Here is a 23,570-nt window from a genome sequence, read left to right as displayed (position 1 = left end):
TGCCTTGTCCGGCGGATCTTGAAACAAGGCGGGGCCCGCGCCGGCACCCGGGCCGGCGCGGGCCCCGCCGGTCAGGCCTTGACGTAGGCGGCGAGGTGCTCGCCGGTGAGGGTCGAGCGGTCGGCCACCAGGTCGGCCGGTGTCCCCTCGAAGACGATCCGGCCCCCGTCGTGGCCCGCGCCCGGCCCGAGGTCGATGATCCAGTCCGCGTGCGCCATGACCGCCTGATGGTGCTCGACGACGATGACCGACTTGCCGGAGTCGACGAGCCGGTCGAGGAGACCGAGCAACTGCTGGACGTCGGCGAGGTGCAGACCCGCCGTCGGCTCGTCCAGGACGTAGACCCCGCCCTTCTCGGCCATGTGGGTGGCGAGCTTGAGCCGCTGCCGTTCGCCGCCGGAGAGCGTGGTGAGCGGCTGGCCGAGGGTCAGGTAGCCGAGCCCCACGTCGGCGAGCCGGCCGAGGATCCGGTGCGCGGCCGGCGTGCTCGCCTCGCCGGTGCCGAAGAACTCCTCGGCCTCGGCCACCGACATCGCGAGCACCTCGCTGATGTCCCGGCCGCCGAAGTGGTATTCGAGGACCGACGCGTCGAACCTCTTGCCCTCGCAGTCCTCGCAGACCGTCGTGGTGCCGGCCATCATCCCCAGGTCGGTGTAGATGACGCCCGCGCCGTTGCACGTGGGGCAGGCACCCTCGGAGTTGGCGCTGAACAGCGCCGGCTTCACGTCGTTGGCCTTGGCGAACGCCTTGCGGATGGGGTCGAGAAGTCCGGTGTACGTGGCCGGGTTGCTGCGCCGCGAGCCCTTGATCGGGCTCTGGTCGACCGACACCACGTTCTCGCCGGCCGGGATCGAGCCGTGCACCAGCGAACTCTTGCCGGAACCGGCGACCCCGGTGAGGACGGTCAGCACCCCGAGCGGGATGTCGACGTCGACGTTCCGCAGGTTGTGCAGCGAAGCCCCGCGGATCTCGAGCGCCCCGGTGGGCTTGCGCACCGAATCCTTGACGGCGGCCCGGTCGTCGAAGTGGCGGCCCGTGACGGTGGAACTCTTCCGCAGGCCCTCGACGCTTCCCTCGAAGCAGACGGCGCCACCCTCCGTACCGGCGCCGGGGCCGAGGTCGACCACATGGTCGGCGATCGCGATCGTCTCCGGCTTGTGCTCCACGACGAGCACCGTGTTGCCCTTGTCCCGCAGGCGCAGCAGCAGGTCGTTCATCCGCTGGATGTCATGGGGGTGCAGGCCGATGGTGGGCTCGTCGAAGACGTAGGTGACGTCCGTGAGCGAGGAGCCGAGGTGACGGATCATCTTGACGCGCTGCGACTCACCCCCCGAGAGCGTGCCCGCCGGACGGTCGAGCGAGAGGTAGCCGAGACCGATCTGCACGAAGGAGTCGAGGGTGTGCCGCAGTGCGGCGAGCAGAGGTGCGACCGACGGTTCGTCGAGGCTGCTCACCCAGGTGGCCAGATCGCTGATCTGCATCGCGCAGGCGTCGGCGATGCTGATCCGCCCGATCTTCGACGACCGGGCGCCCTCGCTGAGCCGGGTGCCGTCGCACTCGGGGCAGGTGGTGAAGGTGACCGCGCGCTCCACGAACGCCCGGATGTGCGGCTGCAGCGCCTCCTTGTCCTTGGACAGGAACGACTTCTGGATCTTGGGGATCAGCCCCTCGTAGGTGAGGTTGACGCCGTTGACCTTGACCTTGACCGGCTCCCCGTAGAGGAAGGCCCGCAGTTCCTTCTTGGTGTACTCGCGGATGGGCTTGTCCGGGTCGACGAAGCCCGACTGTGCGTAGACCTGCACGGTCCACTGGCTGTCCGACTTCCAGCCGGGGATGGTGAACGCGCCCTCGGCGAGTGACTTGGAGTCGTCGTAGAGCTGGGTGAGGTCGATGTCGGAGACCGAGCCACGGCCCTCGCAGCGCGTACACATGCCACCCGTGCGGTGGAAGGCCGCCTTCACGGTCCTGGTCTTGGCCGCGCCGCGTTCGACGGTGATCCCGCCGCTCGCCCGGACCGACGCGGTGTTGAAGGAGTACGCGCTGGGCGGGCCGATGTGCGGCTTGCCGAGCCGGCTGAAGAGGATGCGCAGCATCGCGTTGGCGTCGGTGGCGGTGCCGACCGTGGAACGCGGGTCGGCTCCCATCCGCTGCTGGTCGACGATGATCGCCGTGGTGAGCCCTTCCAGCACGTCGACCTCGGGGCGCGCCAGCGTCGGCATGAAGCCCTGGAGGAAGGCGCTGTAGGTCTCGTTGATCATGCGCTGCGACTCGGCGGCGATCGTGCTGAACACCAGCGAACTCTTGCCCGAGCCGGAGACGCCGGTGAACACCGTCAGCCGGCGCTTCGGGATCTCGACGCTGACGTCCTTGAGGTTGTTCACACGCGCGCCGTGCACACGGATCAGATCGTGGTTGTCGGCAACATGCGGCGCGGGCGACCGGCCGTCCGTCCTCGTGGCCATGCTTGTCGTTTCTCCATCTGTCACGCGGGCCGCCTGCGCGGTCGCCGTCGGCGTCACCGGCGCGTCGCGGCAACGGTCGTTGTCTATCAGAGGACGGTCCCGCCCCGGGGCGGAATCAGCCGCGAGGCTGGTTGAAGCGCAGCATGTTGCCCGACGGGTCGCGGAAGGCGCAGTCACGGACGCCGTACGGCTGGTCGACCGGCTCCTGGAGCACCTCGCCGCCCGCCGCGCGGATGCGCTCGAAGGTGGCGTCGCAGTCGTCGGTGCTGAAGATGACACCGCGCAGCAGGCCCTTGGCCAGCAGTTCCGCCATGATCGCCCTGTCGGCGGGGGAGGCGTTCGGGTCCGCGAGCGGCGGCTCGAGGACGATCTCCACACCGGGCTGGGACGGCGCGCCGACGGTCACCCAGCGCATCCCCTCGAAGCCGACGTCGTTGCGTACCTCCAGGCCGAGGACATCCCGGTAGAAGGCCAGCGCCTTGTCGTGGTCGTCGACGGCGATGAAGCACGTCGAAAGGTTGATTTCCATGCGAACAACGCTACGGGCGGCGAAAGGCTTCTGCTTCTCCGTTCCTGACCGGTCTGGTGTGGATCTTGGCGACACAGGCCGGCACGGCGGCGCCCGCCTCGTGAGGGCGCGCCCGGTAGGCGCTGGGGCTCTCGCCGACCAGCTCGGTGAACCGCGAGCTGAACGACCCCAGCGAGGTGCCGCCGACCGCGAAGCAGACCTCCGTCACCGTGAGGTCGCCCCGCCGCAGCAGGGCCTTCGCGCGCTCGATCCGGCGCGTCATCAAGTAGCTGTACGGGGTCTCCCCGAACGCGGCCCGGAAGCTGCGGGAGAAATGGCCCGGCGACATGAGGGCGACGCGGGCGAGCGCGGTGACGTCGAGCGGCTCCGCGTAGTCGCGGTCCATCCGGTCACGGGCCCGGCGCAGCCGGACGAGGTCTTCCAAGGTCACAGCACCACCATCCCACGGGCGCGGAGCGCGGAGGGTGGCACGCGTACCACCCATGTCCGCTGTGCCATCTATTTTCACAGTGCGTAACGGATTGCCCGAAGTTAAGCTGCTGTCGATCCAGAACCGCAGGGGAAGGACGCACCATGGCCGTGGGACCCGTGGAGTACCTCGTCGTCACCTTTCCCGGCGGCCGTTTCGCCGACGCGATCGCGCCCGTACTGGCCGACGCCGTCGCGTCCGAGGCGGTGCGCATCCTCGACCTGGCCTTCGCCCGCAGAGCCGCGGGCGGCGCCCTCGAGTACGTCGAGCTGCGGGAGATGGACCCCCAGGGGCTTGTGCCCTTCGAACCGCCGGGCGACCGGGATGCCGGGCTGCCACGGATCACAGACCTCGATGCGCTCGAACGTCTGCCCGAGGAGAGCTCTGCCGCGCTGATCGTGTGGGAGGACCTCTGGTCGGTGCCCCTCACCCGGGCGGTCCAGGAGGCGGGTGGCCTTCTCCTGGCGCACGAGCGCGTTCCGGCGGACGGCGGGGACGATGTCATCACGCTGCTCGAGAGGCTCGCCGACCTGAAGCAGCGGGGCGTTCTCACGGACGCGGAATTCGCGGCGCAGAAGACGAGGATCCTCGCCGACTGATGCCCCTCCGCCGGTGTCCCGGTACCTCACGTTCCCTTTGTCGATATTCGCACGCCGTGCGACGTTGATTCCGACCTGCAGTCTGTCGGGAAAGAGGCAGTTCATCGTGCAGACCGCCCGGGCCGTCCCCGCCTCCACCGTTGTCAACCTGCGCGATCTGGGCGGCATCGCCCTGGGGCGCCACCGCCGCCTGCGCCAGGGCATCCTGCTGCGCTCGGGCCAGCTGAGCGACTTCGACGCGGAGCACGACATGGCGGTGGCCGCGCTCGGCATCCGCACCGTGGTCGACCTGCGTACCGCCGACGAGCGCCGATGGGCGCCGGACCGGCTGCCGACGGGCGCGCGGCTCTTCGTCGCCGACGTCCTCGGCGACAACCCGGGCGTGACACCGGCACGGCTCAAGGTGCTGCTCGGTGACCCGGACGGAGCAGCCAGTCTGCTCGGCGGCGGGAAGGCGGAGGAACTGTTCGCCCAGACCTACCGGGTGATGGTCCTCTCCCCGGGGGCGGCGGCGGCCTACCGCGCCTTCCTGGACACGGTCGCGGATCCGCGCGCGAGACCGCTGCTCTTCCACTGCGCGACGGGGAAGGACAGGACGGGCTGGGCCACCGCGCTGCTGCTGATGATGGCGGGCGCCTCCCGTGACGTCGTACGTGCGGAGTTCCTCGCGGTGAACCGCGCGGTGCGCGCCGCCTTCGGGCCCGCGGTGCGGCGCTTCCTCGACGAGGGAGGGGACCCGGACATCGCGTCCGCCGTCATCGAGGCCCGGCCCCGCTATCTCGAGGCGGCCCTGGACGCGATGAACGAACGCTGGGGCGGACTCGACGGCTATCTGGGCAAGGCGCTGCGCCTCCCCCCGGCGGTGGCCGAGCGGCTGCGCGCCGACCTGGCCGTCCCGGCCTGACCGGGCCGACCCGGCCCGGCGGGCCGCCCCGGGCACGGGCCGGCCCGGTGCCACGTCGGGGGACGTGCACCGGGCCGGTGTGCGGCGGCCGTGCCGCTCAGATCTTCAGCAGCTGTTCGCTGAGGTCGCGGTAGCGCTGCAGCGCTATGCGCAGCTCCTCCGTCTGGGCGTCGGTGTCCTGCTCCTGCCAGCTCGCGCGCAGGACGCGCCTGCGTTCCGCGAGGGCTTCGGTCAGGCCCGAGACGATCTGGTCGAAGGTGCTGTCCGCCTCCTCGACCGCCCGGCGGGGGCTCTCGACGAAATCGGTGACCGCCTGCTGCATGCGGAGGGCCAGCCTGTCCTGGTGGTCCCGGGGGACCAGCGGTTCGGTGCCGGTGGCCGCGTGGTGGCCGGTCCGCCCGGCCCGTGGCACGGCTGGGGCCTTCCGCGGGGCGGGCGGAACGCTGAGATCGCCGGTTCCTCCGCCCCTCGGCTCACGCTCCATGCTCTCTCCGGTCGTGAGCCCGGCCGCTGTTCCTGTGTCCGGGGCCGTGCCCCGTGCGGACCCGGGCGCCCTCCCGGGCGCGGTTCCCGGGGCGCCCACGGGCGGGGGCTCCGTGGCGGGGACGGGCTCTGTCGTGTGCTCGGTACGGTTGGTCATGCTGCTGCACTGCCTTTCGCCTCGTGCCGGTCCGTCCGGGCCGGTTCGTCCGGTGCGTCCGCGAGAAGTACGTCGAACAGGTCCCGGGACTCGATCAGGGCCTTCCTCATCTCCTCCGTGCCGCCCTGGCCGCGTACGGCTGTGTGCACCCTGCGGTAGCCGTCGACCTGCTCGGCGTGGTGGACGGAGAGTGCGGCTGTCTGCTCCTCGAAGCTGTCGCCGTCCGGAAAACCCCGGTCGTGCGCCAGCTGTGCCAGGAGCGCGTCGGCTTCGACGACCGCTTCCCTGGGGGAGTCGATGAACTGTTCCTGTACCTCTGCCCAGCGGCGGGCGTACGCCTCACGGGCTTCCGGGCGCAGGGGCCGCTCGGACAGGGAGCCGTGCAGCCGCACCCGCTCGGAGAGCTCGTGCTCGGCCGCTGCGGTGTCGCCGTCGTGACGGGCGACCGTACGGTCGTACTCGGGTCCGAAGCGGCGGCGCAGCCCACGCCCGCCGGTCCTGCGGCCACGGACGAGGAAGAAGGCGAGCGCGGCCAGGAGGACGACGGCAACGATGATCACCACGGTCGTCATGGCTGACACTCCCGTCGGTTCGCGGTCGGTGCGTCGTGCTGTTTCACTCTCGTCAACCCCTTCCGGTTCGGGCCCGGTCCGGTGTGCCGACCGGGCTGTGCGCAACAGGCGTGTACCCCCTGGACGCCGTTCATGCGGGGATGCTCCCCGGTATCCTGGAACGCGCGTGCCCGGCCGAACGCGGTTCGGTCCGGTACGAGTTGCGAGAGGGGCGTGAGGTGACCGAGCGCAAACCAGCGGGGGTCGACTTCGAGACCTGGGTCGCCCGGCAGATCCGCGAGGCCGAGGAGCGGGGCGCGTTCACCGGCCTGCCGGGTGCCGGCAAGCCGATTCCCGGTCTGGAGCGGCCGTACGACCCGATGTGGTGGATCAAGGCGAAGATGGAGCGCGAGGGGCTGTCGGCGCTCCCGCCCTCCCTGACACTGCGGAAGGCGGCCGAGGACGCCCGGCAGGAGGCGTCGCAGGCACGGTCGGAGGCCGAGGTCCGGCGCATCCTGACCGAGATGAACGAGCGGATCCGCGAGGCGCTCGCCAGGCCGCCGGAGGGGCCGCCGCTGAACCTCGAACCGTTCGACATCGACTCGATCGTGGCCGAGTGGCGCTGCGGACGCGGCATGCGCTGACCCTCATGTGTGCTCCGGGCCCGGGAGTGCGTAATACTCACCCCATGAGACCGAGTGTTACGGACCGGCGCGGCGGGGTCCACGTCAGACGAGCCGTCGCACGGGACGCCAAGCGGCTCACCCGTCTCGTCACCACGTCACGCGCCTACGAGGGCCCGTACGCGCCCATGGTCGCGGGGTACAAGGTCGGCCCCGACTACATCGAGGCGCACGTCGTCCATGTGGCCGTGGACGAGGACGGCCGCGTGCTCGGCTTCTACGCCTTGGTCCTTTCCCCTCCGGAGCTCGACCTGATGTTCGTCGCCGACGATGCCCAGGGGCGGGGTATCGGGCGGCTCCTCGTCGGCCACCTGTGCGACGAGGCGCGCCGTGCGGGTATCGCCGCCGTACGCGTGGTCGCGCACCCGCCGGCGGAGGGCTTCTACCGCAGCGTCGGCGCCGAACGCACCGGAACCGTCGCGGCCCGCCCTCCCGCGGTGATGTGGGACCGGCCCGAGTTGACGCTGATGACCGACGGGGGCGGCCCCTGAGCCGAACGGCCCGGCCCCTGGAGCCTCAGGGGCCGGGCCGTTCACGCGAGCCGGGGGCGGAGCCGGTTACGACCAGCCGCCGTACGGGCGGGTGATGATCTCCATCCCGTGACCACTCGGATCGGGGAAGTACACCCCTCGCCCACCGTCGTTGCGATTGATCTCGCCGGGGTGCTTCTTGTGGGGGTCGGCGTAGTAGGTGATCCCCTGCGCCTCGATGCGCTCGAAGGCCGTGTCGAACTCCGCCTCAGAGATGAGGAACGCGTAGTGCTGCACCGTGAGCGATTCGGCGGGAACGGTCGCGAAGTCCAGCGTGACGCCGTTCGCGAGAACGACCGGGATGAAGGGTCCCCACTCCGTTCCGACGGTGAGACCCAGGATGTGCGCCAGGAACTCGGCGGACTCGCGGTTGTCCCGGCTGTGAACGATGGTGTGATTCAGCTCGACTGACACTGTGGAATGCCTCCAACAGGCATCTCACGGGCTACCTCCACGCCTCACCCAGCCGGTGACCGACGCGCGATGCCGTACGACGATCCTAAGCGAGTAGTCACGCTGCGTCGAGGTTTGGCCCTCGGCCTGCGGCCGTTACCCCCCCGCCGCCGCTGTGGTGCATTTCCCGGTGGATGCCACCATGGAGAGCACCGGCCGGCGCGCCACCCACCTGACCGGCCGCCGGGCAACGTGGGTGAGCCAGGATTCACGGCCGCTTCGCGGGGCACGAGTACCACCTCTACGAGGTGGGGGAGGCATCCATGGGACAGAGGCCGGTGGGCAGCGGCGGGAGCGGTACGAACCCCCGCAGCGGACGCCAGGAGACCGAGGAGGAGCGGGCGGACCGGCGGTGGGGCGACCTGCTCCAGGAACTCCGGGTCGCGCAGACCGGGGTCCAGATCCTGTTCGGCTTCCTGCTCGCGGTGGTCTTCCAGCCCCGCTTCGCCGATCTCTCCACCGTCGACCGGAACATCTACGTCGTGACCGTCATGCTGGGGTCCGCGACCGCGGCCGCGCTGATAGGGCCCGTGTCGTACCACCGGCTGCTCACCGGTCGCCGGATGAAGCCCCAGACGGTCACCTGGGCCTCACGCCTCACGAAGCTGGGCCTCGGCCTGCTCTTCTGCACGATGTGCAGCACGCTGCTGCTCATCCTGAGGGTGGCGCTGCACAACGCGGCGGCCCTGTGGCTGGTCGGCGGGATGGCCCTGTGGTTCCTGGTCTGCTGGTTCGTGTTCCCGCTCTGGGCCATCGCCCGGGACAACGGCCGGCGGGCCGCCGGCGGGGGAGAGGCCCCGGACGCCGGGGATCCGGACCCGCGTCCCTGACCCCGGTCAGTCCTCGTCCACGCCCGCCGGGCCCCGTACGTCCGTCACGGTGAAGAGCCCGCCGTCCGGGTCCCTCAGCGTCGCCTCGTCGCCGAACCGCACCTTGCGCCGCTCCATGAGAGTCCCCCCGTTCCGCTCCGCAGCCCGGACGGTCGCGCCCACGTCGGGGACCGGGAACTGCACCTGCCAGTGCGGACGCACCTGCGGGTCGGGAGCGGCCTCCACGGCCCCGGAGCTGATCCGGGCCAGCGGGCGGCCGTTGCAGCGTACGAGCACCTCTTCCTTGACGTACGCCACCTCGCAGCCGCCGGGCTCCCCGCTCTCCCAGCCGAGGACCTCGCCGTAGAAGATCGCGGCGTCGAAGGCGTCCCTGGTGCGCAGCCGCAGCCAGGCGTGTGCCCGGTTCCCGGACGGTGCGAGGGTGGCCGCGCGGCCGGTCCACTCCCAGACGCCGAAGGACGCTCCGTCCCGGTCGGCGGCCAGGACCGCCCGCCCCTGCCCGACCGTCAGCGGGCCCACGGCCACGGTGCCGCTGCGCTCGCGGATACGGTCCGAGACGACGTCGGCGTCCCGGACCGAGAAGTAGGGCATCCAGGCCACGCCCACCTGATAGGCGGACGCGACCGCGCCGATACCGGCCACCGGCACACCGTCGGAGCGCGCCATCAGGAAGTCCCTGCCCAGCGGTCCGGGACGGAAGGTCCAGCCGAGAACGGCGCCGTAGAAGCGCCGCGCGTCCTCGAGGTCACGGGTCACCAGATGGACCCAGCAGGGGGCGCTCGCACCGCTCAGCACCGCCGGTTCCGGCGCGCCCCGCGGATCGCTAGGAGTCATGGTCCACTGCCTTATCGGTTCTGCGGCATGACTTCTTCGGTGCCGCGCGGCCAGGACCAGCCTCATCCGCCTCGGCGACTCCCGCAACACGCGGCGGCCGCGGTCACACCCCGCCCCGGGGCGGCGCGTTCGTGATGTCGAGGAAGACGTGCTCCGCCTCCGGCCATGCCCGGGCTATCGACCGCTTGATGCGCACGGCGACCCGCTCGACCTCCTCGCTGTCGATTCCGGGCGCAAGGTCGATCCTTGCCGCCACCAGCACCGAGTCGAGACCGAGGCCCATGGTGAACAGGGCCGCGACGTTGTCGATCTCGGACTGGGACGCGAGGAGCTCCTCCACGCCCCGGCGCAGTCCGAGATCGGCGGACTCCCCGATCAGCCGGTCGCGCGCGTCCTTGCCGAGCCGGAAGGCGACGTAGACCAGCAGCAGGCCGATCCCCAGGGAGGCCGACGCCTCCCACACGACGTCTCCCGTGACCAGGTGCAGCACCATTCCCGCCATGGCCAGCACCACACCCAGTACCGCCGTGCTGTCCTCGGCGATCACCGTCCTCAGCGCGGGGTCCCGGGCGGCGCCCTTCTCCCCGCGGAGCTGGAGCAGGGCACGGACCAGGGAGCCGCCTTCCGCGAGGAAGGCGACCCCGAGGACGACCAGGCCGACGGTGTATCCCTCGGGTGACTCCTGCTCGTCCCGGCCCAGTGCCTCGAAGCCCTGGAAGAACGAGAAACAGCCCCCCACGACGAAGATTCCGACGGCCGCGAGCAGCGACCAGAAGTAGCGCTCCTTGCCGTACCCGAAGGGGTGATGTGCGTCCGGAGGACGGCGGCTGCGCCGCAGCGCGGCCAGCAGGAAGACCTCGTTCACGCTGTCCGCCACGGAGTGGGCGGCCTCGGACAGGAGGGCGGGGGATCCCGACAGGAATCCACCCACCCCCTTGGCCGCGGCGATGACGAGGTTGGCCGCGAGCGCGACCAGGACGGTGATCCGGGTTTTGCGGTCGGACTTCGACCGGTTCGTCTTTCCCCCCATTCGTCTGCGCCGCCGTCAGTCGCGCGGGCGCTCGGGGTCGGGGGTGGTGTCCGGGGGGCTGTCGGGCGGGATCACCTCGTTGCCGTGGTGGCCGAGCTCGTACGGCGACATGGCCCGGCCGTTCTCGGGGAAGTGGTCCGAACCGTGCCGGCCGCTCTCCTGGATCTCCGTCCGGTGATCCGGGCGCGGCGGCTGCTCGTCCGGGCGCGGCGGCCGTGACTCCTTGTCCCGGCGCCGCATCCCGAACCAGAAGCCTCCGATCAGCAGAAGCACCACCAGCAGACCGATGATGCCGATGATCACGCCTACCGCACCCGGCCCCTCGCCGTCGCTGGTGCTGGCGAGCGATTCCCATGCTCCATTCGTTACGTCCATGCATGGCGCATACCCCGGGGAGTCGATCACAGACAGCCATTGACATGAATTCATGTTTTATGGCGATGTCACGGTAAATGAGTTTCATATGGTTCAGATCGGCTACACGATGATGACCGAGCAGGCAGGCCCCCGCGCCCTCGTCAGGGACGTGGTCGCGGCGGAGGAGGCGGGGTTCGACTTCTCCGTCACCTCCGACCACTACTTCCCCTGGTTGGGTTCCCAGGGACACGCGCCCTATGCCTGGTCGGTCCTGGGAGCCGCCGCGCAGGCCACCTCCCGGATCCCGCTGATGACGTACGTGACCTGCCCGACCACCCGCTACCACCCCGCGGTGGTCGCGCAGAAGGCGGCTACGCTCCAGCTCCTCGCCGAGGGCCGCTTCCGTCTCGGTCTCGGTTCCGGGGAGAGCCTCAACGAACACGTCGTGGGCGCGGGATGGCCCTCCGCCCATGTGCGGCTGGAAATGCTCGAAGAGGCCGTGCGGATCATCAGCGCCCTCTTCGACGGGGGCTACGTCAACCACCACGGCGCCCACTTCGACGTGGAGAACGCCAGGCTCTGGGACCTGCCGGACAAGCGTGTCCCCATCGGCATCGCCGTCTCCGGGGAGAGGTCCTGCGAACTCGCGGGAACCCTGGGCGACCTGGTCATCGCGACCGAACCCAAGGGCGAACTCCTGAGCGCGTTCGACCGGCACGGCGGGGCCGGCAAGCCGCGCGTGGGACAGGTGCCCGTCTGCTACGACACCGACCGGGACGCGGCCGTCGCCCGCGCCCACGACCAGTTCCGCTGGTCGCTCGGCGGCTGGAAGGTCAACTCGGAGCTGCCCGGCCCCTCCGCCTTCGAGCAGGCGACCCAGTTCGTCCGTGAGGACGACATCGCCGCGGCGATCCCGTGCGGCTCGGACGTCGAGGCGTTCGTCGAGGCCGTACGCCCCTACAGCGAGGCGGGCTTCACCGAGGTCGCTCTCGTCCAGATCGGCGGGGCCCACCAGCAGCCCTTCATCGACTGGGCCCGGAGCACGCTCCTGCCGGCGCTCCGCGAACTGTAGGCGGCGGGCCGGTACGGCGCGGGCGGGCGGCCACGTTTCCCCGCCGCACACCGGGTACGAGATCTTCGCGGGCCTGCCCGCCGGAACACCGCTCGTGTCGCCGACACGGAGCCGTGGGGTGAGCCTGGAGTCAGTCCCCGGACCGCTGGAGGAAACGCGATGGGAGCAGGCAACCCGCTCGGCCGCCGGGCCGTGTTCCGGCCGCTGACCGGCGGTGATCCTCTGGGCAGAGAACGGGCGGTGGTGTCGCGGGAGACGGAAGTGGCCGGGTCCCGCGCGGCCACGGCGGGCGCCGGGCGAGCCGCACCGGCCAAGCTCTCCGGCTCTGACACCGTAACCGCCCCGTCGCCGCAGGTGCGGGCCTCGCGCTGCTCGCGGGCCCGGCCCCACACCTTCAGAGTCTCCTCGGCGGGGGTCGCCCCCGCCGAGGACTCCGTGCACACGGCCGGCCCCCGGCGTGAGGCCACCGAGCAGCGCTCCCAGCACTCCCAGTGAAAGGAACCCAGGGTGAACAGCACGCAGGAACAGACACAGGAACACCAGGAGAGCGGCGATGTCGTGGTCGCGGTGACCGGCTGCCCGAAGGAGGACGCGCGCACCGTGTTCGACGTGCTGCGCCGTTCCTTCGTCTCCGACCGTCCGGCGGGCGACGCCCCGGAGGACGAGTCGGACACGCGCCCCACCGTATGGACGGCGACCGTCGACGTCACCGAGACGAAGGCCGACCCCGGACCCGCGCGGCTCTCCGAGCCCGTGACGGTCGAGGCGCAGGGCGGCTACTGGGCGGTCGACCGGCTCCGCAAGCAGCTGGCGGACGCGTTCACCGTCCGGCTCGTAGGAACAGCGGCGGGCGACCAGGAGCAGGAGATCCGCCTGCGGCTGGAGAGCCACCGACCCGCGTGACGCCCGCACGAACCGAACCCGGAAGGTAACGCGTACATGAATGACACCCCGGGGACCGTCGACGCGGATGCGGCCCAGGTGCCGACACCCGACGACTGTTCCACCTTCACCCTGCACGTCAACGGCACGGCACGGACCCTGACGCTCGATCACCGCACCACCCTGCTGGACACCCTGAGGGAGCACCTCGGACTCATGGGCGCGAAGAAGGGCTGCGACCACGGCCAGTGCGGAGCCTGCACCGTGCTCGTCGACGGCCGGCGCGCCAACAGCTGTCTCCTGCTGGCCGTCGCCCAGGAGGACACCCGGATCACCACCGTCGAAGGGCTGGCCGAGGGCGACCGGCTGCATCCCCTGCAGGCGGCCTTCCTGGAGAGGGACGCGCTCCAGTGCGGCTACTGCACCCCGGGGCAGATCTGCTCGGCGGCCGGCATGCTCCGGGAGGCCGAGGAAGGCTTCCCCTCCCACGCCACCCCGCGGCCGGCGCTCGCCGCCGGGGGGCCGGCCCCGCTCGACGCGGACGAGATCCGCGAGCGGATGAGTGGCAACCTCTGCCGGTGCGGCGCCTACCCCCACATCGTCGAGGCGATCCAGGACGTGGCCCCGTGAAACCCTTCGGCTACCTGCGCCCCGCCACCGTGACCGAAGCCGTCCGGGCGGGCGCCGGACACCCCGGCGCACGGTTCCTGGGCGGCGGAACCAACCTCGTCGACCTGATGAAACTCGGCGTGGAGTCACCGGGGCTGCTCGTCGACGTCAGCCGGCTGCCGCTGGACCGGGTGACGCGGACGGACGACGGCGGTCTCCGGATCGGCGCGACCGTGCGCAACAGCGACCTCGCCGCCCACCCCGACGTACGGAGCGGCTATCCCGCCCTGTCGCAGGCCCTGCTGGCCGGTGCGTCCGGGCAGCTCCGCAACACCGCCACCACCGGCGGGAACCTGCTCCAGCGCACCCGGTGCCCGTACTTCCAGGACGTCACCAAGCCCTGCAACAAACGGGCCCCCGGCTCCGGGTGCCCGGCCCGGGAGGGAGTACATCGCGATCTCGCGGTGCTGGGTCACTCGCCGGACTGCGTCGCCACCAACCCCTCGGACATGGCGGTGGCCCTCGCCGCCCTCGATGCCGCCGTCCTGCTGCACGGGCCCGAGGGGGAGCGGACCGTGCCCGTGACCGACTTCCACCGGCTGCCCGGCGACAACCCGGACCAGGACACGGTGATCCGCCCGGGCGAGCTGATCACCGAAGTGGTGCTGCCGCCGCCTCCCGCCGGCGCGGTCTCCCTGTACCGCAAGGCCCGGGACCGCGCCTCGTACGCCTTCGCCCTGGCCTCCGTCGCGGCCGTGCTGAGTGTGCGCGACGGCCGTGTCGACCGTGCCTCGCTCGCCTTCGGCGGGCTCGCGCACCGGCCGTGGCGTGCCCGGGTGGCCGAGGACGTGCTGCGCGGGGCCCCCGCGAACGAGGACACCTTCACGCGTGCGGTGGACGCCGAGCTCGCGGCGGCCAGACCCCTGCGCGACAACGGCTTCAAGGTGGACCTGGCCCGCCGGCTGGCCGTCGGCTCCCTGGCCGAACTCACCACCGAGGCCGCGGCCGGCTGACCGCCGTCGCCCTGCACACCCCCACGAACCGAGGACTTCCGTCATGAGCGACTCCCCCCGGGCGCTGGGCGCGCCCGTAGTCCGCCGCGAGGGCCGGGACAAGGTCACCGGCACCGCCCTCTACGCCGCGGAGCACACCACTCCGGGCTGTCTGTACGGCTGGATCGTCCCCGCCGCCGTCGCGAGCGGGCGCGTCACCGCGATCCGTACCGCCGACGCGCTCGCGGTGCCGGGGGTGCACACCGTCCTGACCCACGACAACGCGCCGCGGCTGAAGGAGCCCGACGACCCGATCCTCGCCGTGCTCCAGGACGACCGGGTGCCGCACCGGGGCTGGCCCGTCGCCCTCGTCCTGGCGGAGAGCCTGGAATCCGCGCGGGCCGGCGCGGAGGCCGTGCACGTCGAATACGCCTCCACCGGGCACGATGTCGTCCTCACCGGGGACCACCCGGGCCTCTACACCCCGGAGGAGGCGAACGGCGGCTACCCGGCTCTTCGTGAACGCGGCGACGCCATGCGCGCGTTCGGCGACGCACCCGTGCGGATCGACGCCACCTACACACTGCGGGGGCTGCACAACCACCCCATGGAGCCGCACGCCTCCACCGCGCGGTGGTCCGACGGACATCTGACCGTCCACGACTCCAGCCAGGGAGCGACCGCCGTCCGCGAAAGCCTCGCAACGGCCCTCGGGCTCGACCCGGAGCACATCACCGTCATCTCCGAACACGTCGGTGGCGGCTTCGGGTCCAAGGGCACCCCACGCCCCCAGGTCGTCCTCGCCGCGATGGCCGCGCGGCACACCGGTCTCCCGGTCCAGCTCGCCCTGCCCCGGAGGTACATGCCCGCGATCGTCGGGCACCGCGCACCCACCCTGCAGCGGGTCCGGCTGGGCGCCGACCGCGACGGCGTCCTCTCCAGCGTCTCCCACGAGATCGTCACGCACACCTCGCGGATCAAGGAGTTCGTCGAGCAGGCCGCCGTACCCGCCCGCATCATGTACGCCTCGCCCCACAGCCGTACGGAGCACCGGGTGGCGGCACTCGACGTGCCCAGCCCGTCCTGGATGCGCGCACCGGGGGAGGCCTCGGGGATGTACGCCCTGGAGTCGGCCATGGACGAACTGGCGAACGCCCTCGGCCTCGACCCCGTCGAACTCAGGCTGCGCAACGAACCGCAGACCGAGCCCGACAGCGGGCGCCCGTTCAGCAGCCGCAACCTCGCCGCCTGTCTACGCGAGGGCGCCCGGCGCTTCGGCTGGCACGACCGGGACCCGCAGCCCGCCACCCGTGAGGACGGACCCTGGCTGCTCGGCACGGGGGTCGCCTCCGCGACGTACCCCGTACTCGTGTCGAAGGCGGCAGCCTCGGCGCAGGCCGCTCCCGACGGCTCCTACCGCATCGGGGTCAACGCCACCGACATCGGCACCGGCGCCCGCACCGTCCTGGCGCAGATCGCCGCGTCGGTCCTGGGCACACCCCAGGAGAACGTGACGATCGACATCGGCAACAGCGATCTGCCCGACGCACCCCTCGCGGGCGGCTCCTCGGGCACGGCCTCCTGGGGCTCCGCGGTGCACAAGGCGGCCACCGCCCTGGTACGCCGGCTCGAAGGGCACACCGGGCCGCTCCCGCCGGAGGGCGTCACCGTCACCGCCGACACCGGTGAGGAGACGGCGCGGGAATCCCCGTACGCACGGCACGCCTTCGGCGCCCACTTCGCCGAGGTGGCGGTCGACTCCCTCACCGGCGAGGTCCGGGTGCGCAGACTGCTCGGCGTGTTCGCCGCCGGACGCATCCTCAACTCCCGTACGGCACGCTCCCAGTTCATCGGCGGAATGGTCATGGGCCTGGGCATGGCCCTCACCGAGGGCAGCACCATGGACCCCGTCTTCGGGGACTTCACCGAGAGCGACCTGGCCTCGTACCACGTGCCGTCCTGCGCCGACGTCCCCGACATCCAGGCGCACTGGATCGAGGAGGAGGACCCGCACCTCAACCCCATGGGCAGCAAGGGCATCGGCGAGATCGGCATCGTCGGAACCGCGGCCGCGATCGGGAACGCCGTGCGCCACGCCACCGGAGCCCGGGTGCGCGAACTCCCCCTCACCCCGGACAAACTGCTGCCCTACCTGCCGTGACACCCGGCGCCCGGCCCCCTCGGTTGCGCAACCGGCCCCCTCGGGTCACCCTGAGGAGTGACCCAGAAGTGATTACTGCTCACGCTTCGTGTTCGGGGGTCGTTGGTTCAAACGGGGTGAAGCACGTGAGCCTCGCGGTGAGGAGCCTCGACGATGACCGTTCCACTCGACCGGCACTATCTGGTCGAACTGCAGGTGTCGGCAGAGCGCATTTCCCAGCTGCGGCGCATAGTCGCCGCACACCTTCGTCACTGGAGTCTCGACCTGCACGTCCGGCCGGTGTGCCGGGCCGCGGAGGAGCTCCTGACGAACGTCCAGCGACACGTCGGCGACGACAACCACTGCGTCGTCGAGCTCCGCTGGAGCGGCCGGCATCTGACGGTGTCCGTGGCCGACAACGATTCCCGGATGCCCCGGCTGCTCGACGGCGGTGGCGGCGGCCTCAGCCGCGTCATGGCCCTCAGTGACAGCTGGGGCACCTGCCGGACCACCGACGGCAAGGTCGTGTGGTTCACGCGCTACGCCGAGACGCCGTGCACCACCGGCCTGCTGCCGCGTACGCCGCTCCCCGGCGGTCGTACGTTCCTCGGCGGCCCGGTGGAAGAAGGCGGCCCGGTGGCCGGGAGCCGCCCGGCGGTCGAAAGCGGCCCGGTGGCCGAACTCGTGTGACGGACAGCCCGGTGCCGGCCCGGCCGGCGTGGACGGTGTGCCCGCGGCACGCATGATCCGCGCCGGCCGGGTACGTGTGCGTGAGGGGCCGCGTTGCGCGCTGCGGCGTGGGGCGGCACGGTCGAAGAACAACGCAAGGAGGCACTGCCATGCCCATCGCGACGGTCAATCCCGCGAACGGCGAGACGCTCAGGACATTCGACGCGCTGGACGAGGGGGAGACCGAGCGCAGGCTCGCCGCCGCGCACCGCGCGTTCCGCAGCTACCGCCGCACGGACTTCGCCGAGCGCGCCCGCCTGCTGAACCGGGCCGCCGATCTCCTCGACGAGGACCAGCGGGACATCGCCCGCACCATGACCACCGAGATGGGCAAGCCGGTCAAGGCCGCCCGTGCCGAGGCCGCCAAGTGCGCCAAGGCGATGCGCTGGTACGCGGCCAACGCCGAGCGCCTGCTCGCCGACGAGCACCCCGACGACACCGACGTCAAGGACTCCGGCGCCTCCCGCGCCCGCGTGCACTACCGGCCTCTGGGCGTCGTGCTCGCCGTGATGCCGTGGAACTTCCCGCTCTGGCAGGTCATGCGCTTCGCGGCGCCGGCCCTCATGGCGGGCAACACCGGCCTCCTCAAGCACGCCTCGAACGTGCCGCAGACCGCCCTCTACATCGAGGACCTGTTCACCAGGGCCGGGTTCCCCGCCGGCTGCTTCCAGACGCTCCTCATCGGCTCGGGCGCCGTCGAGGCCGTCCTGCGCGACCCCCGGGTCGCCGCGGCGACACTCACCGGCAGCGAACCCGCGGGCCGCGCGGTCGCCTCCGTCGCCGGCGACGAGGTGAAGAAGACCGTGCTGGAACTCGGCGGCAGCGACCCCTACGTCGTCCTGCCGTCGGCGGACGTCGAGAAGGCCGCGGAGACCGCGGTGACCGCCCGCGTCCAGAACAACGGCCAGTCGTGCATCGCCGCCAAGCGCTTCATCGTCCACGCGGACGTCTACGACGCGTTCACCGAGCGGTTCACCGCGGGGATGCGCGCGCTGACCGTCGGCGACCCGCTGGAGGAGTCCACCGACGTGGGACCGCTCTCCAGCGAACAGGGCCGCACGGACCTGGAGGAGCTCGTCGAGGACGCCCTCGGCAAGGGCGCCACCGCGCTGTGCGGCGGCGGCCGGCCCGACGGGCTGGACCGCGGCTGGTTCTACGAGCCCACCGTGCTCTCCGGGATCACCCCGGACATGCGCATCCACCGCGAGGAGACCTTCGGGCCGGTCGCGACGCTCTACCGGGTGGCCGGCCTCGACGAGGCCGTGGACCTCGCCAACGACACACCCTTCGGGCTCAGCTCCAACGTCTGGACGCGTGACCAGGGGGAGATGGACCGCTGCGTGCGCGACCTGGAGGCCGGCGGGGTGTTTTTCAACGGCATGACGGCCTCCCACCCCGCGCTGCCGTTCGGCGGGGTGAAGCGCTCCGGCTACGGACGGGAGCTGGCGGGACACGGCATCCGCGAGTTCTGCAACGCCACCACCGTCTGGTACGGCCCCGACACGGACGCCCGCTAGTCCTGCCCCAGGGAGACGCCTGATGACCGAAGCCCGAACACAGGCCGGGGCAACCACCCTGTCCGACACCGAGACCGCCGCACTCGACGCGCACTGGCGCGCCGCCAACTATCTCGCCGTCGGCCAGATCTACCTGATGTCCAACCCCCTCCTCGAGGAGCCACTGGCTCCCGAGCACATCAAACCGAGGCTCCTCGGCCACTGGGGCACCTCGCCCGGGCTGAACCTGGTCCACACCCACCTCAACAGGATCGTCAAGGCACGGAACCGGCAGACCCTCTGCGTCTGGGGGCCGGGCCACGGCGGCCCCGCCGTCCTCGCCAACTCCTGGCTGGAGGGCAGCTATTCGGAGACGTACCCCGATGTCAGCCGCGACCGCGGCGGAATGGGGGCTCTCTTCAAGCAGTTCTCCTTCCCCGGCGGTGTGCCCAGCCACGTCGCTCCGGAGACCCCGGGTTCCATCCATGAGGGCGGTGAGCTGGGATACGCGCTCACCCATGCCTACGGAGCGGCCTTCGACCACCCGGAACTGCTCGTCGCCTGCGTCGTCGGGGACGGAGAGGCGGAGACGGGTCCGCTGGCCGCGTCCTGGCACTCGAACAAGTTCCTCGATCCCGTCCACGACGGTGCCGTCCTGCCGATCCTCCATCTCAACGGATACAAGATCGCGAACCCGACGGTGCTCGCCCGGCTGCCCGAGGACGAACTCGACGCGCTCCTGCGCGGATACGGCCACGACCCCCTCTACGTCGAAGGCGACGAGCCCGCCGCGGTCCACCGCGCGCTTGCCGCCGCCATGGACCTCGCCGTGGACCGCATCGAGGAGTACCAGCGAGCGGCCCGCGCCGAGGGCGTCTCCGTGCGGCCCCGCTGGCCGATGATCGTGCTGCGCACCCCCAAGGGCTGGACAGGGCCCGAGGAGGTGGACGGTCTGCCCGTCGAGAACACCTGGCGCGCTCACCAGGTCCCGCTGCCCGGGGTCCGGGACAACCCCGACCACCTGCGCCAGCTGGAGGAGTGGATGCGCTCCTACCGGCCCGAGGAGCTCTTCGACTCCGAGGGCCGCCCCACCGCCCAGGTCCTGGACTGCGTCCCCGAGGGCCCCGCCCGGCTCGGCTCGACGCCGTACGCCAACGGCGGGCTGCTCCTGCGCGATCTGCCGCTCCCTCCGCTCGAGGACCACGCGGTGCGGGTCGACAAGCCGGGGGCCGTGATGCACGAGCCGACCCGGGTCCTGGGCGGGCTCCTCGAAGACGTCATGGCGGCCACCGCCGACCGCAGGAACTTCCGTGTGGTGGGCCCCGACGAGACCGAGTCCAACCGCCTGGGCGCGCTCTACGAAGCCACCGGCAAGGCATGGCAGGCGGAGATCCTCCCGACCGACCAGCATCTGGCCCGCGACGGCCGGGTGATGGAAGTGCTCTCGGAACACCTCTGCCAGGGCTGGCTGGAGGGATACCTCCTCACCGGGCGGCACGGCCTGTTCTCCTCGTACGAGGCCTTCGCCCATATCGTCGACTCGATGGTCAACCAGCACATCAAGTGGCTGCGCACCTCGCGCCGGCTGCACTGGCGCGCGCCCATCGCCTCGCTGAACTACCTGCTCACCTCGCACGTCTGGCGTCAGGACCACAACGGCTTCTCGCACCAGGACCCGGGGTTCGTCGACCACATCCTCAACAAGAGTCCCGAGGTCGTCCGGGTCTATCTGCCGCCGGACGCCAACACGCTGCTGTCCACCGCCGACCACGTGCTGCGCAGCCGCGACTACGTCAATGTGATCGTCGCCGGCAAGCAGCCCGGCTTCGACTGGCTGACCCTCGACGAGGCCCGCGCGCACTGTGCCCGGGGAGCCGGGGTGTGGGAATGGGCCGGCACCGAGGACGGCAGCCGGGAGCCCGACGTCGTGCTGGCCTGCGCCGGGGACGTGCCCACGCTGGAGACGATGGCCGCGGCCGGGCTGCTGCGGCGTCACCTCCCCGAGCTCGCCGTGCGTGTGGTGAACGTCGTCGACATGACGCGGCTGCTGCCTCACGAGGAGCACCCGCACGGGATGCCGGACGCGGAGTACGACTCCCTCTTCACCCGGGACAAGCCCGTGATCTTCGCCTACCACGGCTATCCCTGGCTGGTGCACCGGCTCGCGTACCGGCGGGCGGGCCACGCCCATCTGCATGTCCGGGGTTACAAGGAGGAGGGGACCACCACCACGCCGTTCGACATGGTGGTCCGCAACGACCTGGACCGCTACCGGCTGGTCATGGACGTGGTCGACCGGGTGCCCGGCCTGGGGGTCCGAGCCGTCGCCGTCCGGCAGGCGATGGCGGACGTACGCACCCGCCACCACGACTGGATCCGGGAGCACGGAACGGACCTGCCCGAGGTGGCCGACTGGACCTGGGAGGGCTGAACGCGGGGGCGGTGCGCCCCGGCGACGCACTCCGGCCGGCCCGCTTCCTCGCGGGCCGGCCGGAGTGCGTGAGGCGGAGGCTCAGTTCACGGTCGTGCGGACGACCGGCGAGACGGCGCCGCCGCCGACGATCCGGAGGGCGTTCTGGCCCGTGATGCCCAGCTGCACGCGGAGGGTGTACTCGCCGCTGGGGGCGGTCCTCATCGTGGCGGGCAGGGACACCCAGCGCTTGCCCTGCTTCTGCTGAAGGGTGACCGGGGTGCCGGCGCCGACGTTCCGGGCGGAGCCGTGGATGCGGAACTCCTCCCATGCCGCCACGGTGCGGGCGGTCGCGTGGGCGGAGAGGGCCGGACGCGTCGCCAGGTCCTGCGCGCGCTCCCCGGACGGCGGGGCGGGGACCCCGGACGACGCCGCGGCCCCGCCCACCGCGCCGGCCAGTACCACCGCTGTCAGCAGGGCCGCCGCCGACGCGCGCCTGAATCGGTCCATGAATGGCTCTCCTTCGTGCACGACGTGATCAGTGGGATCAACGCGTCGAGATCGACTTCGGAGCGCCAAACCTAGACAAAATTCACATAATCCTCACGCAGGAACACGCGCTCAGAAGCGCAGAGCTGCCGCGATCCGGCCGTGGCCGGCGAGGGAGTCATCGGCCACGAAGACCACTTCGCCGCCGTTGTCCAGAACCGTCTCGATGAGCTCGTCCACGATGTCCTCGCGGATCCCGCCGTCCCCCGGCGCCACGTCCGCCGGGTCCACGGGCCGCAGATGGTTGTCGTCGACCCGGACCGTCTGATGGAAATGCTCCTCGACCGCGACGAGGGCCACGCGACTCTCCCCGGCGGCCGTCCATACCTCGTCCAGCCCGCTGGTGAAGGACTTGGCGCCCCGGGCGGTGTCGAGCCTCTCCCGGACGGCGGCGTCCGTCTGCTCACGCCAGTCGTCCAGTGCCGCCCTCAGCTCCTTGGCGAGCTCGGGTGCGGTCGTTTCCGCCGTCGTCCCCTTCGGGACCTTGCAGGCGGCCGACCTCGCGCACTCCCCGACGTCCTCGAACAGCGAGAGCGCCTGCGGCAGCCCGACCAGGAACAGTGGCCGGGGGTCCGCGGCCTGTGCGGCGCGCAGCTTGCCGTCAACGGTGCGGAAGAAGCTACGGGTGTCCTCGCTGGAGTAGATGCTCGGAGCGCCACCGCTCCTGGCCTGGCGCTCCGGGTCGAAGTTCTCGTGCGGTGGGCTCAGCGGGAATCCGTGCCGGTCCTCCGCACGCAGCGCCTCGTCCGTCCCCGACCAGAGTGCCGCGTGTTCGGCGGAGATGGTGAGCACCCGGAAGAGGTGCGCCCCCGCCTTCGCCGCGACCAGGTTGCGGGTGAGGTAGCTGTCGCTCAGGACCACTCGTTCGGGTGCGGTGCGCGGCAGCTGCCAGATCTGGTACTCGTCGGCGTCGGCGAGGACGACGAGGGAGTCGAGGGCGCGGCGCTGGTCCACCTCGGCCACCGCGCGGTCGAGTTGCGACTTCACCGCTGCCCGGGCCTCGGTGGTCACCCGGGGGTCGGCGTCCAGCCGGTTCCCGGCCTCGGTCACGAGGTTCCGCAGCCGTACGGCGTCCTGGGCGTTGTCCGGCGCGCGCCGGTGGGTCGGCATCGTCAGCGACAGAGCCGGATAGGGCCTGGTCGCGCGAAGTTCCTGCAACAGGCCGGGCGTCAGGGCGTCCGTATCCATCGTTCCCTCCCGGAGGGTTCGGGGTCCGCGGTGCTGGAGCCGCCCCTCGGTACGGAGCGGTCGCCCAACGAGTCAATTCATACCTTTTGATCCTAATATGGGCGAATTATTCCCTGTGTTTTCGGAGGTAGATGCAATGTCCACCCTCACGGTGTGGAAATTCCGGACGGCCGAAGCCGCGGAGAACGTGGAGACCGCTCTGAAGTCCCTCCAGAAGGAGGGCCTGGTCAAGATCCTGGACGCCGCGGTCGTGACCTGGCCGGCCGAGCGTTCCAAGCCGAAGACCAAGCAGTTGATCAACCTCGTCGGCGCGGGTGCGCTGAGCGGCACCTTCTGGGGAATGCTCTTCGGGCTCATCTTCCTGATGCCTCTGCTGGGCGCGGCCGTCGGAGCCGCCGCCGGTGCGCTCGGCGGAAGACTCGCGGACGTGGGCATCGACGACGAGTTCATCGCGGAGGTCAAGCAGAAGGTGACGCCCGGGACCTCGGCGCTCTTCCTGCTCACCATGGACGAGGTGCCCAGCCGCATCAGCGAGTCGCTGCCCGGCGGCGGCGCCGAGCTGCTGCACAGCAACCTCGACGCGGAGCGTGAGGCCAAGCTCCGCGAGATCTTCGGCGACGACGCGGAATGAT

Annotated in this window: 26 protein-coding genes; 15 read left to right on the top strand and 11 right to left on the bottom strand. The window is 71.3% G+C overall.

Going from position 1 to position 23,570, the window contains the following annotated elements:
• Positions 1-71: 71 nt before the first annotated feature.
• From ACIP63_RS15640 to ACIP63_RS15630, 3 genes are all read right to left on the bottom strand, one after another.
• Positions 72-2,462 carry an ATP-binding cassette domain-containing protein gene (locus ACIP63_RS15640; RefSeq protein WP_401515693.1) on the bottom strand — a complete coding sequence of 797 codons (2,391 nt, stop codon included), beginning with the start codon at positions 2,460-2,462 and terminating at the stop codon, positions 72-74.
• Between the two features lie 115 nt (positions 2,463-2,577).
• The gene (locus tag ACIP63_RS15635) at positions 2,578-2,991 is read right to left on the bottom strand and encodes a VOC family protein (protein ID WP_401515690.1); all 414 of its coding nucleotides are present in this window, start codon (positions 2,989-2,991) and stop codon (positions 2,578-2,580) included.
• 10 nt (positions 2,992-3,001) lie between these two features.
• Positions 3,002-3,421 carry a helix-turn-helix transcriptional regulator gene (locus ACIP63_RS15630; RefSeq protein WP_401515687.1) on the bottom strand — a complete coding sequence of 140 codons (420 nt, stop codon included), beginning with the start codon at positions 3,419-3,421 and terminating at the stop codon, positions 3,002-3,004.
• 143 nt (positions 3,422-3,564) lie between these two features.
• On the opposite strand from ACIP63_RS15630, the gene ACIP63_RS15625 reads away from it, so the two are divergent.
• Both ACIP63_RS15625 and ACIP63_RS15620 read left to right on the top strand, forming a co-directional pair.
• Complete coding sequence (locus tag ACIP63_RS15625; RefSeq protein ID WP_401515685.1) at positions 3,565-4,059, top strand: DUF6325 family protein; 495 nt, start codon at positions 3,565-3,567, stop codon at positions 4,057-4,059.
• 106 nt (positions 4,060-4,165) lie between these two features.
• Positions 4,166-4,963 carry a tyrosine-protein phosphatase gene (locus ACIP63_RS15620; protein WP_401515683.1) on the top strand — a complete coding sequence of 266 codons (798 nt, stop codon included), beginning with the start codon at positions 4,166-4,168 and terminating at the stop codon, positions 4,961-4,963.
• Positions 4,964-5,060: 97 nt separating this feature from the next.
• Here the strand turns inward: ACIP63_RS15620 and ACIP63_RS15615 are convergent, their stop codons facing one another.
• On the bottom strand, positions 5,061-5,375 hold the full coding sequence (locus ACIP63_RS15615) for a hypothetical protein (RefSeq protein ID WP_401515680.1): 315 nt from the start codon (positions 5,373-5,375) through the stop codon (positions 5,061-5,063).
• Positions 5,376-5,599: 224 nt separating this feature from the next.
• Complete coding sequence (locus tag ACIP63_RS15610; protein ID WP_401515679.1) at positions 5,600-6,175, bottom strand: hypothetical protein; 576 nt, start codon at positions 6,173-6,175, stop codon at positions 5,600-5,602.
• Between the two features lie 218 nt (positions 6,176-6,393).
• Between ACIP63_RS15610 and ACIP63_RS15605 the strand changes: the two genes are divergently transcribed.
• Both ACIP63_RS15605 and ACIP63_RS15600 read left to right on the top strand, forming a co-directional pair.
• On the top strand, positions 6,394-6,798 hold the full coding sequence (locus tag ACIP63_RS15605) for a DUF1992 domain-containing protein (protein WP_401515676.1): 405 nt from the start codon (positions 6,394-6,396) through the stop codon (positions 6,796-6,798).
• A gap of 44 nt (positions 6,799-6,842) precedes the next feature.
• A complete protein-coding gene (locus ACIP63_RS15600; protein WP_401515673.1) occupies positions 6,843-7,328 on the top strand; it encodes a GNAT family N-acetyltransferase in 486 nt (161 codons plus the stop codon).
• A 66-nt stretch (positions 7,329-7,394) separates the two neighbouring features.
• On the opposite strand, the gene ACIP63_RS15595 is transcribed toward ACIP63_RS15600, so the two are convergent.
• Positions 7,395-7,781 carry a VOC family protein gene (locus ACIP63_RS15595; protein ID WP_401515670.1) on the bottom strand — a complete coding sequence of 129 codons (387 nt, stop codon included), beginning with the start codon at positions 7,779-7,781 and terminating at the stop codon, positions 7,395-7,397.
• A 302-nt stretch (positions 7,782-8,083) separates the two neighbouring features.
• Between ACIP63_RS15595 and ACIP63_RS15590 the strand changes: the two genes are divergently transcribed.
• A complete protein-coding gene (locus ACIP63_RS15590) occupies positions 8,084-8,650 on the top strand; it encodes a DUF6328 family protein (protein WP_401515667.1) in 567 nt (188 codons plus the stop codon).
• A 6-nt stretch (positions 8,651-8,656) separates the two neighbouring features.
• Here the strand turns inward: ACIP63_RS15590 and ACIP63_RS15585 are convergent, their stop codons facing one another.
• The 3 genes from ACIP63_RS15585 to ACIP63_RS15575 all read right to left on the bottom strand — a co-directional run bounded on the left by ACIP63_RS15585 (position 8,657) and on the right by ACIP63_RS15575 (position 10,889).
• Entirely contained in the window at positions 8,657-9,484 is an 828-nt protein-coding gene (locus tag ACIP63_RS15585; protein ID WP_401515665.1) for a VOC family protein, read from the bottom strand.
• 103 nt (positions 9,485-9,587) lie between these two features.
• The gene (locus ACIP63_RS15580; protein ID WP_401515662.1) at positions 9,588-10,514 is read right to left on the bottom strand and encodes a cation diffusion facilitator family transporter; all 927 of its coding nucleotides are present in this window, start codon (positions 10,512-10,514) and stop codon (positions 9,588-9,590) included.
• 15 nt (positions 10,515-10,529) lie between these two features.
• Positions 10,530-10,889 carry a DUF6479 family protein gene (locus ACIP63_RS15575; protein ID WP_401515660.1) on the bottom strand — a complete coding sequence of 120 codons (360 nt, stop codon included), beginning with the start codon at positions 10,887-10,889 and terminating at the stop codon, positions 10,530-10,532.
• Between the two features lie 88 nt (positions 10,890-10,977).
• On the opposite strand from ACIP63_RS15575, the gene ACIP63_RS15570 reads away from it, so the two are divergent.
• The 9 genes from ACIP63_RS15570 (at position 10,978) to ACIP63_RS15530 (ending at position 21,222) form a co-directional block, all read left to right on the top strand.
• Positions 10,978-11,943, top strand: a complete 966-nt coding sequence (locus tag ACIP63_RS15570; protein WP_401515658.1) for an LLM class F420-dependent oxidoreductase — start codon at positions 10,978-10,980, stop codon at positions 11,941-11,943.
• A gap of 159 nt (positions 11,944-12,102) precedes the next feature.
• Positions 12,103-12,438 carry a hypothetical protein gene (locus tag ACIP63_RS15565; protein ID WP_401515656.1) on the top strand — a complete coding sequence of 112 codons (336 nt, stop codon included), beginning with the start codon at positions 12,103-12,105 and terminating at the stop codon, positions 12,436-12,438.
• 12 nt (positions 12,439-12,450) lie between these two features.
• On the top strand, positions 12,451-12,846 hold the full coding sequence (locus ACIP63_RS15560; RefSeq protein ID WP_401515654.1) for a hypothetical protein: 396 nt from the start codon (positions 12,451-12,453) through the stop codon (positions 12,844-12,846).
• Between the two features lie 36 nt (positions 12,847-12,882).
• Positions 12,883-13,455 (top strand): 2Fe-2S iron-sulfur cluster-binding protein, encoded by a 573-nt coding sequence (locus ACIP63_RS15555; protein ID WP_401515651.1) that lies wholly within the window; start codon positions 12,883-12,885, stop codon positions 13,453-13,455.
• Positions 13,452-14,447, top strand: coding sequence for an FAD binding domain-containing protein (locus ACIP63_RS15550; RefSeq protein ID WP_401515649.1), 996 nt, complete (start codon positions 13,452-13,454; stop codon positions 14,445-14,447). The genes ACIP63_RS15555 and ACIP63_RS15550 overlap by 4 nt, the downstream gene beginning before the upstream one ends.
• A gap of 43 nt (positions 14,448-14,490) precedes the next feature.
• Positions 14,491-16,587 (top strand): xanthine dehydrogenase family protein molybdopterin-binding subunit, encoded by a 2,097-nt coding sequence (locus ACIP63_RS15545; protein ID WP_401515646.1) that lies wholly within the window; start codon positions 14,491-14,493, stop codon positions 16,585-16,587.
• A gap of 153 nt (positions 16,588-16,740) precedes the next feature.
• Entirely contained in the window at positions 16,741-17,256 is a 516-nt protein-coding gene (locus tag ACIP63_RS15540) for an ATP-binding protein (protein WP_401515644.1), read from the top strand.
• Positions 17,257-17,405: 149 nt separating this feature from the next.
• Positions 17,406-18,812 carry an NADP-dependent succinic semialdehyde dehydrogenase gene (locus tag ACIP63_RS15535; RefSeq protein ID WP_401515642.1) on the top strand — a complete coding sequence of 469 codons (1,407 nt, stop codon included), beginning with the start codon at positions 17,406-17,408 and terminating at the stop codon, positions 18,810-18,812.
• Positions 18,813-18,834: 22 nt separating this feature from the next.
• A complete protein-coding gene (locus tag ACIP63_RS15530; protein WP_401515639.1) occupies positions 18,835-21,222 on the top strand; it encodes a phosphoketolase in 2,388 nt (795 codons plus the stop codon).
• 81 nt (positions 21,223-21,303) lie between these two features.
• Here ACIP63_RS15530 and ACIP63_RS15525 read toward each other — a convergent pair whose 3' ends face one another.
• Entirely contained in the window at positions 21,304-21,711 is a 408-nt protein-coding gene (locus ACIP63_RS15525) for a hypothetical protein (protein ID WP_401515636.1), read from the bottom strand.
• A gap of 111 nt (positions 21,712-21,822) precedes the next feature.
• Entirely contained in the window at positions 21,823-22,938 is a 1,116-nt protein-coding gene (locus ACIP63_RS15520; protein WP_401515633.1) for a chemotaxis protein, read from the bottom strand.
• 136 nt (positions 22,939-23,074) lie between these two features.
• On the opposite strand from ACIP63_RS15520, the gene ACIP63_RS15515 reads away from it, so the two are divergent.
• Positions 23,075-23,569, top strand: coding sequence for a DUF1269 domain-containing protein (locus ACIP63_RS15515; protein WP_393754448.1), 495 nt, complete (start codon positions 23,075-23,077; stop codon positions 23,567-23,569).
• The last annotated feature ends 1 nt before the right edge of the window (position 23,570 follow it).

Source organism: Streptomyces sp. NPDC088746, assembly GCF_044751065.1.
Lineage (GTDB): Bacteria > Actinomycetota > Actinomycetes > Streptomycetales > Streptomycetaceae > Streptomyces.
The sequence above is the reverse complement of the archived record's forward strand: the minus strand, read 5'-3'. Positions and strand labels throughout refer to the sequence as shown.

Bases quoted from the DNA above. Each gene is read 5' to 3' on its own strand.
- ACIP63_RS15535 (WP_401515642.1), top strand. From the start codon at position 17,406: ATGCCCATCGCGACGGTCAATCCCGCGAACGGCGAGACGCTCAGGACA.
- ACIP63_RS15565 (WP_401515656.1), top strand. From the start codon at position 12,103: ATGGGAGCAGGCAACCCGCTCGGCCGCCGGGCCGTGTTCCGGCCGCTG.
- ACIP63_RS15540 (WP_401515644.1), top strand. From the start codon at position 16,741: ATGACCGTTCCACTCGACCGGCACTATCTGGTCGAACTGCAGGTGTCG.
- ACIP63_RS15530 (WP_401515639.1), top strand. From the start codon at position 18,835: ATGACCGAAGCCCGAACACAGGCCGGGGCAACCACCCTGTCCGACACC.
- ACIP63_RS15555 (WP_401515651.1), top strand. From the start codon at position 12,883: ATGAATGACACCCCGGGGACCGTCGACGCGGATGCGGCCCAGGTGCCG.
- ACIP63_RS15600 (WP_401515673.1), top strand. From the start codon at position 6,843: ATGAGACCGAGTGTTACGGACCGGCGCGGCGGGGTCCACGTCAGACGA.
- ACIP63_RS15525 (WP_401515636.1), bottom strand. From the start codon at position 21,711: ATGGACCGATTCAGGCGCGCGTCGGCGGCGGCCCTGCTGACAGCGGTG.
- ACIP63_RS15520 (WP_401515633.1), bottom strand. From the start codon at position 22,938: ATGGATACGGACGCCCTGACGCCCGGCCTGTTGCAGGAACTTCGCGCG.
- ACIP63_RS15575 (WP_401515660.1), bottom strand. From the start codon at position 10,889: ATGGACGTAACGAATGGAGCATGGGAATCGCTCGCCAGCACCAGCGAC.
- ACIP63_RS15610 (WP_401515679.1), bottom strand. From the start codon at position 6,175: ATGACGACCGTGGTGATCATCGTTGCCGTCGTCCTCCTGGCCGCGCTC.
- ACIP63_RS15570 (WP_401515658.1), top strand. From the start codon at position 10,978: ATGGTTCAGATCGGCTACACGATGATGACCGAGCAGGCAGGCCCCCGC.
- ACIP63_RS15590 (WP_401515667.1), top strand. From the start codon at position 8,084: ATGGGACAGAGGCCGGTGGGCAGCGGCGGGAGCGGTACGAACCCCCGC.
- ACIP63_RS15635 (WP_401515690.1), bottom strand. From the start codon at position 2,991: ATGGAAATCAACCTTTCGACGTGCTTCATCGCCGTCGACGACCACGAC.
- ACIP63_RS15625 (WP_401515685.1), top strand. From the start codon at position 3,565: ATGGCCGTGGGACCCGTGGAGTACCTCGTCGTCACCTTTCCCGGCGGC.
- ACIP63_RS15515 (WP_393754448.1), top strand. From the start codon at position 23,075: ATGTCCACCCTCACGGTGTGGAAATTCCGGACGGCCGAAGCCGCGGAG.
- ACIP63_RS15585 (WP_401515665.1), bottom strand. From the start codon at position 9,484: ATGACTCCTAGCGATCCGCGGGGCGCGCCGGAACCGGCGGTGCTGAGC.
- ACIP63_RS15580 (WP_401515662.1), bottom strand. From the start codon at position 10,514: ATGGGGGGAAAGACGAACCGGTCGAAGTCCGACCGCAAAACCCGGATC.
- ACIP63_RS15640 (WP_401515693.1), bottom strand. From the start codon at position 2,462: ATGGCCACGAGGACGGACGGCCGGTCGCCCGCGCCGCATGTTGCCGAC.
- ACIP63_RS15545 (WP_401515646.1), top strand. From the start codon at position 14,491: ATGAGCGACTCCCCCCGGGCGCTGGGCGCGCCCGTAGTCCGCCGCGAG.